Source organism: Candidatus Pelagibacter sp. HIMB1517 (assembly GCF_052047895.1).
Classification (GTDB): domain Bacteria; phylum Pseudomonadota; class Alphaproteobacteria; order Pelagibacterales; family Pelagibacteraceae; genus HIMB114.
Map to the genome: position 1 here is coordinate 1 of NZ_JBNAIW010000020.1, position 7,645 is coordinate 7,645.

Here is a 7,645-nt window from a genome sequence, read left to right on the forward strand (position 1 = left end):
TAAAAAATATTATAAAACTATTATAGAAAAATTTGTATTTGATAATAATCTAGATAATTTTTCAGAAAATATTAATTTCGATGATACGCCTGGAGTTTTTTTGAGAAAATATTTTTATAATTTAAACCCAAACTTAGAAAAATTAAAAAAAGATAATCAAAATTTATTCTATAAAATTTTTAGTGCAAAAATATTGGAATCGGCAGATTTAAATTTAAATACATTGAAAAAAATTAAGCTTAATTTGTTTTTAAATAATGATATTAGAAAAATAATAAAAAAGTTTAATTAATGAATAAAAAAAAATTTTATATCACAACACCAATATATTATCCTTCTGCAAAGCCACATATGGGGCATGCTTATTCAAGTATAGCTAGTGATGTTATTGCAAGATTTAAAAGAATTAATGGATATGATGTTTCTTTTTTAACTGGTACTGATGAACATGGTTTAAAGATACAAAGGGCAGCTGAGGAGTATAATAGTGATCCTTTATCATTTTGTGATAAAATTTCACAAACTTTTATTGACCTAAGTAATACGTTGAATTTAAGTAACACCGATTTTATCAGAACAACAGAAGACAGGCACAAAAATACTGTAAAAAAACTATGGTCACTTCTACAAGAAAACGACCAGCTTTATTTATCAAAATATGCAGGCTGGTACTCAGTATCTGATGAAGCTTATTATTTAGAAAACGAAGTAGAAGAAATAGATGGTAAAAAAATTTCTAAGAGCAGTGGAAGTGAAGTGACTTGGATGGAAGAGGAAAGTTTTTTTTTTAAACTTTCTGATTGGCAAAAACCGCTACTTGATTTTTATAAAAATAATCCAGATTTTATACAACCAGAAAGTAGAAAAAATGAAGTAATAAGTTTTGTTTCAACTGGACTAAAAGATTTATCTGTATCAAGAACAACTTTTAATTGGGGTATTGAGGTTCCTAATAATAAAAAACATGTAATGTATGTATGGTTAGATGCACTTACAAATTATTTAAGCGCCACTAATTATTTCGATAACCATAGTGGTTTCTGGCCAGCAGATGTTCACATAATTGGAAAAGATATTTTAAGATTTCATGCAGTATATTGGCCAGCCTTTTTAATGGCAGCAAAACTTCCTGTTCCAAAACAAATATTCGGGCATGGCTGGATACTTTCAGGAGAAGAAAAAATGTCAAAATCTAAAGGAAATATTTTAGATCCTTTGGAGCTAATAAATCAATATGGATCTGATGAAATTAGGTATTATTTGATGAAAGATGTAATTTTTGGTTTGGACGGAAAAATTAATATCGATAATTTAAGAATAACACTAAACGATCTAGCAAATAATATTGGAAATTTATCTAATCGTATATTTACTATATTAAATAAAAATTACGAATGCAAAGTTCCTCAAATAAATGATGGATACACTATAAATAGTGATTTGTTGATAGACAAAAAAACAATCATACAATTTATTGATAAATACGAATTACACAACTATACAAAATTTATTCACTCATATTCATCTACCATAAACAAATATGTTAATGATAATGAACCATGGAATAAAAAAAATAATTCAGAGCAAAATATTAAAAATATTCTCTTTTCAACTTTAGTAGCATTAAAAAATATTTTTATTTTGCTTTATCCTGTGATGCCATTAGTAAGTATTAAATTTTTAAAAAGTTTAAATATAAATGAAAATGAAATAAAAATTGATAATATAAACAAAAAATTAACTATAAATGATCAGTTAACAAAACCTGATATTTTGTTTAAAAAATATGAGTAGTTTAATAGATTCACACTGTCACTTATATTATGAGCCTTATATAAATGATATCCAGGGAACTATAGATGAGTGTAAAAAAAATAACATTAACAAATTATTAAGTATTAGTGTTGATTTAAACACATCAAAAAAAAATATAGAACTCGCTGAAAAATACCAAGAAATATATTGCACAATTGGTATTCATCCTAACAATGTTAATGATTGTTCTCATGAATTTGAAGAAATAATTTCATATTATAAAAATAATAAAAAAATAATTGGAATAGGTGAGGCTGGCTTAGATCTTCATAGATCGAAAGATAATCTTTCTGATCAAATAAAAGTTTTTAAATTGCACATTGAATTCTGTATAAAAAATAATTTACCTCTTGTAATTCATTCTAGAAATTCAGAAAAGGAAACTATAGAAATATTAAATCAATATAAAAATAATAATCTAAAATTTATTCTACATTGTTTTAGCGGTACAAAAGAATTTGCTAAAAAATGCCTAGATTTAAATGGCTTTTTAGCCTTTGGCGGAATATTAACTTTTAATAATTCTAATGAACTAAGAGAATTAAGCTCTTATATACCTTTAAATAAATTGTTATTAGAAACAGATTCTCCTTATCTTTCACCGCACCCTCTTAGAGGAAAAAAGAATCACCCTAAAAACTTGGTATATATAGCAAATTGTCTATCAAAAATTAAAAAATTAACACTAGATGACATTACAAGTATAACTACTGATAATTTCAATTCTTTATTTGGTTTAAAATGAAAAAAAATATAAAAATAGCAAATATTCTTCCATTAACAGAAAACTATTCTATTAAAAATTCTGGAGCAGCAAGCTTATTGGTTAGAGATAATATTAAATACAGCATCTTTAAGCATTCCGTTTTTGGATCAACAGAAAATCAAGATTATCCTTCAAAAAATTATTTTAATATTAAAATGAAAAAAAGTTTTTTTCGTAGCGCAAATATGCATTATGTTAAACAACTTATTAAACACTTCAAAAAAAAAAGTTTTGATATATTTGAAATTCACAACAGACCTGAAATAGCTTTAAATATAAAAAAAAAAGTTAATGTAAAAACATTTTTATATTTTCATAACGACCCTTTATCATTAAGAAAAAGCAGAACGGATAAAGAAAGGTTGGAAATACTCAATAATATAGATTACATTTTTTTTGTTAGTGAATGGGTAAGAAGTAGATTTTTTGAAAACCTTAAATTTAAAAATACTTCAAAATGTAAAATTGTATACCCAACTATTCATAAAAAAAAAATTAATTTAAATAAAAAAAAAAAATATATTTTATTTATAGGTAAACTGAATAAATCAAAAGGTTATCATATTTTTGTAAATGTTATAAAAAAAATCCTAGATAAGCATAAAGATTGGTCAGCAGCCACAATTGGAACTGAGCCTAGAGAAAAAATTTCCCTAAAACATACAAGAGTGAAGCATTTTGGATGGCTGTCTTATAAAGACACAATGAAACAATTAACAAAAAGTTCAATTGTAATATCACCATCTACTTGGGATGAACCATTTGGCAGGGTAGTAAACGAGTCGACTTTGTATGGAAACGCCACTATTTCTTCAAATACAGGCGGTATACCTGAAACAAATCAATTTTCATTAAATATAAAAAATTTGAGTCCTGAGAGTATTTTTAAAGAAGTGGATTATTTAATTGAAAATCCAAAAATTCTCAAAGATATTCAAAAAAAATCTATCAATGGCTTTAGAACAGATATTAAAAATGTTATAGAAAATATTGACGAAATTAGAAAAGATTCTCATAAAAAAATAAACATAAATTTAAATAAAAAATTAAAAATTTTACATATAACTGATCAGCATTTTAGACATTCAGGCAGACTATATTACTCTACTGGTAGAAAACTTACTAACGGATTTTTAAAAAACGGTCATAATATTTTAAACATAAGTGATAGAGATATAATGTCCAAGACTTTTATGGGTCAAAAAAAAGTTTTGGAACAAATATTTGATACTTGTAGTAACTTTCGACCTGATTTACTTTTATTTGGACATGCAGATAAAATTAACGCTCAAATTATTGTAAATAAATTAAAAAATTATTTTCCAGGATTAAAATACTCTCAATGGTTTTTAGATCCCGTTATTAAAAATGGCCCAGACTATGAAAAAAATAAAAAAAGATTGCTATTAAAATCAAAATTTATGGAAGCAACTTTTTTAACAACAGATCCAAATGCATTAGATTTTAAATGTAAAAATGCATTCTTTATTCCAAATCCCGTAGATCAGAACATAGACAATCTAAGATTATATGAAAAAAAAAATCAAGTATTCGATCTTTTTTTTGCTTTAAGTCATGGTCAACATAGAGGAGTTTTAAAAAGAAGCTTAATAGATGACAGGCAAAACTTAATAAGAAAATTAAATCTATCTAATAATATTAAAATGAATTTATTTGGAGTCGATAAACAGCCTATTTGGGGCGATGAATTTTTTTATCAATTATCTTTATGTAAAATGGGATTAAATTTAAGTAGAGGAAGTGAATTGAAGTACTATTCTAGTGATAGAATGGCATCATTAATGGGCAACGGAGTAATGACACTCGTAAATTCAAAATATAAATTTGATGATTTTTTTAGTCCTAATGAATTAGTCTCATATACAAATTTTAAAGATCTAAATGATAAAATTAATTTTTACAAATCCAATGAAGATGCAAGGAAAAAAATTGCAAAAAATGGTATGAATAAGTATCATAAAATTTTTTCTACAGAAAAAGTATGTGAATACATGCTGTCCAAAATTTTTGATTTTAAAATAAATAAAAAAGAAAAATGGATGATTTAAAATTTTCAATAATTATACCAACTACGAATAATTTAGATTATCTAAAAATTTGCTTAAATAGTATAAATAAAAATTCTAATTTTTTTCATGAAATAATTGTGCATGTTAATGAGGGACATGACGGAACTTTAGAATATATAAAGAATAAAAAAAATATTTCTTATACTTATTCAAAAGATATTTTAGGTCTATGTACAGCAACTAATTTAGCTGCATCCAAAGCTACAACAAATTATATTCTATATTCGCATGATGATATGTATTTTTGTCCAAATTGGGATTTGGCTTTAAAAAAAGAAATTGATTCTATGCAAACTAATAAGTTTTATTTATCTGGTACTATGATTGAAAAAAATTCTGGTCACATTCAACTAGATTGCGGAAGTACATTTAATGACTTTGACGAAGAAAAATTACTATCTCACTTGCCTAAATTACCAAAAATTGATTTTCAAGGTTCTCATTGGGCTCCACATCTTATTCATAGAGAGTTATGGAATAGAATAGGGGGGTTTAGTCAGCAATTTGATCCCGGTTTTGGGTCTGATCCTGATCTAAATATGAAGCTTTGGAATGAAGGAGTAAGAATTTTTAAAGGAATGGGAAATTTTCAGGTATATCATTTTGGTTCAATTACATTGAGAAAAAAAAAGAATTTTGTAGCAAATAACGGAACAAAGACTTTTTTAATGAAATGGAAAATCACACCAAAATTTTTTGTAAAACATTATTTACGTGGTGGAAAATTCAAAGGTAATAAAATTATATCCGAAAAGTATGTTAAGCCACTATCTAATCCTATAAAAAATTTTATTTATTACTTTGACTATTTTATTTGTAAATTAAAATATTTAATCTTAAAATTTAATGCTCAATAATTTTTTTAAAAAATTAAAAATTTTAAAAAGAAAATTTAAATACAAAAAAAAATCGTATTCATTTGGTGGTGTAGATTTATTAATTGACTACATTTTTAAACATAAAAACAAAGGTTTTTATGTAGATATAGGTTGTCAACATCCAATTTCTAATAATAATACTTATTTATTATATAAAAAAGGTTGGTCAGGGATTAATATAGATTTGGATCAAACAAACATAGATTTGTTTAATATTGAAAGGTCCAATGATATCAATATTTGTTCAGCATTGTCATCAAAAGAAGGTATTGAAAAACTTTATTTCTTCCATGATGGTTCTCCTATAAACTCTTTAAATCAATCCATATCAAGTTTAAACAAATCTAAAATAAAAAAAGTCACAAATATTAAGGTTAATATTTTAAATAATTTTCTAGAAAAATATGAAATTAAAAAAATTGATTTTTTAAATATTGATGTTGAAGGTCATGAATTAAATGTTTTGAAAGGTTTTGATATCGATTTTTTTAAACCAAGCGTTATATGTGTAGAATTTTTAGATACGTCTATGAACAAAATAGAATTTACAAATATTATATTAGATAATATTTTAAATTCAGAAATTTATAAATTTCTTATTAATCATAAATATCACTTGGTTAATATGAATCATTCAGATTTAATTTTTGTTCATGATGAGTTTAGAGATTAAACTTATATATCTATTTTATTTAGTGCATTATTTTTAAATAAATTAGCTTCTTTTATATATCTCCTAACCATTTGTGTCGATTTATGTCCCGTCATAGCCATTATGCTTCTCTCGTCAGCACCCGAATTTGCAGTTGCAGTTGCGAATCCAGATCTTAAACTATGACCAGAAAAATTTGTAGGATCTAAATTAGCTTGTGACATATGATATTTTAAAATTAATGCAACTGATTGATCAGTTAATTGGTTATTTGATATTTTTCCACTTTTAGAGATTTTTCTGAAAACCGATTCATTTTTAATTAATGATTTATCAAGCCAATTTTTTAAAGATATTACAGGACAAAAATATGAATTAGAAAAGTGGGGCAAAGCTTTTACAAAACCTTCGCTATATTGGTCTGTTTTAGATTTTCTTAGTAGAATTTTTACACCTTCTTTTACAAATTCAATATCTTGATAATTTAAATTTACCAATTCAGATCTTCTAAACCCTCCTGCAAAACCTACTAAAATTATTGCTTTATCTCTAATTTTTTTGTTTATATTAATATTTTTATTATCATTAAGTTTTAAGATGATTTTTTTTAAATCTATTAGCGATATTGGCTTTTTTCCAATTTGGATTGCTCCTATTTTTCTTTTTATAGTTTTTAAATTTTCATTTATAATAGGGTGTTTTGTGTCTATATGATTACCTGCCATTCTATTAGCAACAACTATAGATACCAATCTTCTTTTAATCGTACTAAATTTTAAATTTTTTTTTGAGAGATAAGTTAAATATATGCTAACATCCTTGATATCTGCTTTAATTGGTTTTTTATTTATATTTTTACAAAAATTTATAAAGTCTTTGAAATCTGCTTTATAAGCTCTAGAAGTGTTATATGCTCTAGATTGCCTTATGTTTTCGAGCGTTTCTGTCTCAAGTGTTTTAAAGACATTAATTTCGTTTTTCATATTACTATTGATAACAATAAATTATCGTTACTAATAATACAACCAATAATAGATGTCAATACTAATAAAATGCATTTATCTCGTAATAATGAAATTACTAGTTAACAATAAAACAATTAATGTAAGTCTATTAGATACTAAAACCGCTCATATCATAAGTAAATCAAAGGAATTTAGCTCATTAATAAGCACTTGGGGCGAAGAAATTTATTTTAAAACTCCAATTAAAGGTATTAAATTAGAGGAAAATGCACGAGATACCGTGGAGTTTGGAGAAATTGCTTATTGGGTGGAAGGGAATTCGATTGCAATAGGCTTTGGGGTAACGCCAGCGTCTATAAATAAGGAAATAAGGCTAGTTTCTAAAGTTAATATATGGGCAAAATTTAATACTAAAGATAATGATATCAATTTTTTTAAGTCTATAAAAGATGATACTATAATTAAATTTATAAACTGGC

8 protein-coding genes are annotated in these 7,645 nt (G+C 24.9%); 7 read left to right on the forward strand and 1 reads right to left on the reverse strand.

Features of this window, described 5'->3' with window-relative positions; all coding sequences use genetic code 11:
• From ACTTAT_RS06830 to ACTTAT_RS06855, 6 genes are all read left to right on the forward strand, one after another.
• A partial coding sequence (locus ACTTAT_RS06830) for a hypothetical protein (RefSeq protein ID WP_440680303.1) occupies nt 1-292 on the forward strand: 292 nt, incomplete at its 5' end.
• A complete protein-coding gene (gene metG / locus ACTTAT_RS06835) occupies nt 292-1,794 on the forward strand; it encodes a methionine--tRNA ligase (protein ID WP_440680304.1) in 1,503 nt (500 codons plus the stop codon). The genes ACTTAT_RS06830 and metG, both read left to right, overlap by 1 nt.
• On the forward strand, nt 1,787-2,560 hold the full coding sequence (locus ACTTAT_RS06840; RefSeq protein WP_440680305.1) for a TatD family hydrolase: 774 nt from the start codon (nt 1,787-1,789) through the stop codon (nt 2,558-2,560). Before metG ends, ACTTAT_RS06840 begins: the two co-directional genes overlap by 8 nt.
• Entirely contained in the window at nt 2,557-4,650 is a 2,094-nt protein-coding gene (locus ACTTAT_RS06845; RefSeq protein ID WP_440680306.1) for a glycosyltransferase, read from the forward strand. The genes ACTTAT_RS06840 and ACTTAT_RS06845 overlap by 4 nt, the downstream gene beginning before the upstream one ends.
• The gene (locus ACTTAT_RS06850) at nt 4,638-5,528 is read left to right on the forward strand and encodes a glycosyltransferase family 2 protein (RefSeq protein ID WP_440680307.1); all 891 of its coding nucleotides are present in this window, start codon (nt 4,638-4,640) and stop codon (nt 5,526-5,528) included. Before ACTTAT_RS06845 ends, ACTTAT_RS06850 begins: the two co-directional genes overlap by 13 nt.
• Complete coding sequence (locus ACTTAT_RS06855; RefSeq protein WP_440680308.1) at nt 5,518-6,222, forward strand: FkbM family methyltransferase; 705 nt, start codon at nt 5,518-5,520, stop codon at nt 6,220-6,222. The genes ACTTAT_RS06850 and ACTTAT_RS06855 overlap by 11 nt, the downstream gene beginning before the upstream one ends.
• Nucleotides 6,223-6,224: 2 nt before the next feature.
• On the opposite strand, the gene ACTTAT_RS06860 is transcribed toward ACTTAT_RS06855, so the two are convergent.
• Nucleotides 6,225-7,184 carry a tyrosine-type recombinase/integrase gene (locus tag ACTTAT_RS06860; protein ID WP_440680309.1) on the reverse strand — a complete coding sequence of 320 codons (960 nt, stop codon included), beginning with the start codon at nt 7,182-7,184 and terminating at the stop codon, nt 6,225-6,227.
• Nucleotides 7,185-7,272: 88 nt separating this feature from the next.
• Here ACTTAT_RS06860 and ACTTAT_RS06865 point away from each other — a divergent pair.
• Nucleotides 7,273-7,645, forward strand: a 373-nt coding sequence (locus ACTTAT_RS06865; RefSeq protein WP_440680310.1) for a cyclophilin-like family protein, incomplete at its 3' end; no start/stop codon positions are given.

Coding starts and splice junctions, on each gene's coding strand:
- metG (WP_440680304.1), top strand. CDS start 292: ATGAATAAAAAAAAATTTTATATCACAACACCAATATATTATCCTTCT.
- ACTTAT_RS06840 (WP_440680305.1), top strand. CDS start 1,787: ATGAGTAGTTTAATAGATTCACACTGTCACTTATATTATGAGCCTTAT.
- ACTTAT_RS06845 (WP_440680306.1), top strand. CDS start 2,557: ATGAAAAAAAATATAAAAATAGCAAATATTCTTCCATTAACAGAAAAC.
- ACTTAT_RS06850 (WP_440680307.1), top strand. CDS start 4,638: ATGGATGATTTAAAATTTTCAATAATTATACCAACTACGAATAATTTA.
- ACTTAT_RS06855 (WP_440680308.1), top strand. CDS start 5,518: ATGCTCAATAATTTTTTTAAAAAATTAAAAATTTTAAAAAGAAAATTT.
- ACTTAT_RS06860 (WP_440680309.1), bottom strand. CDS start 7,184: ATGAAAAACGAAATTAATGTCTTTAAAACACTTGAGACAGAAACGCTC.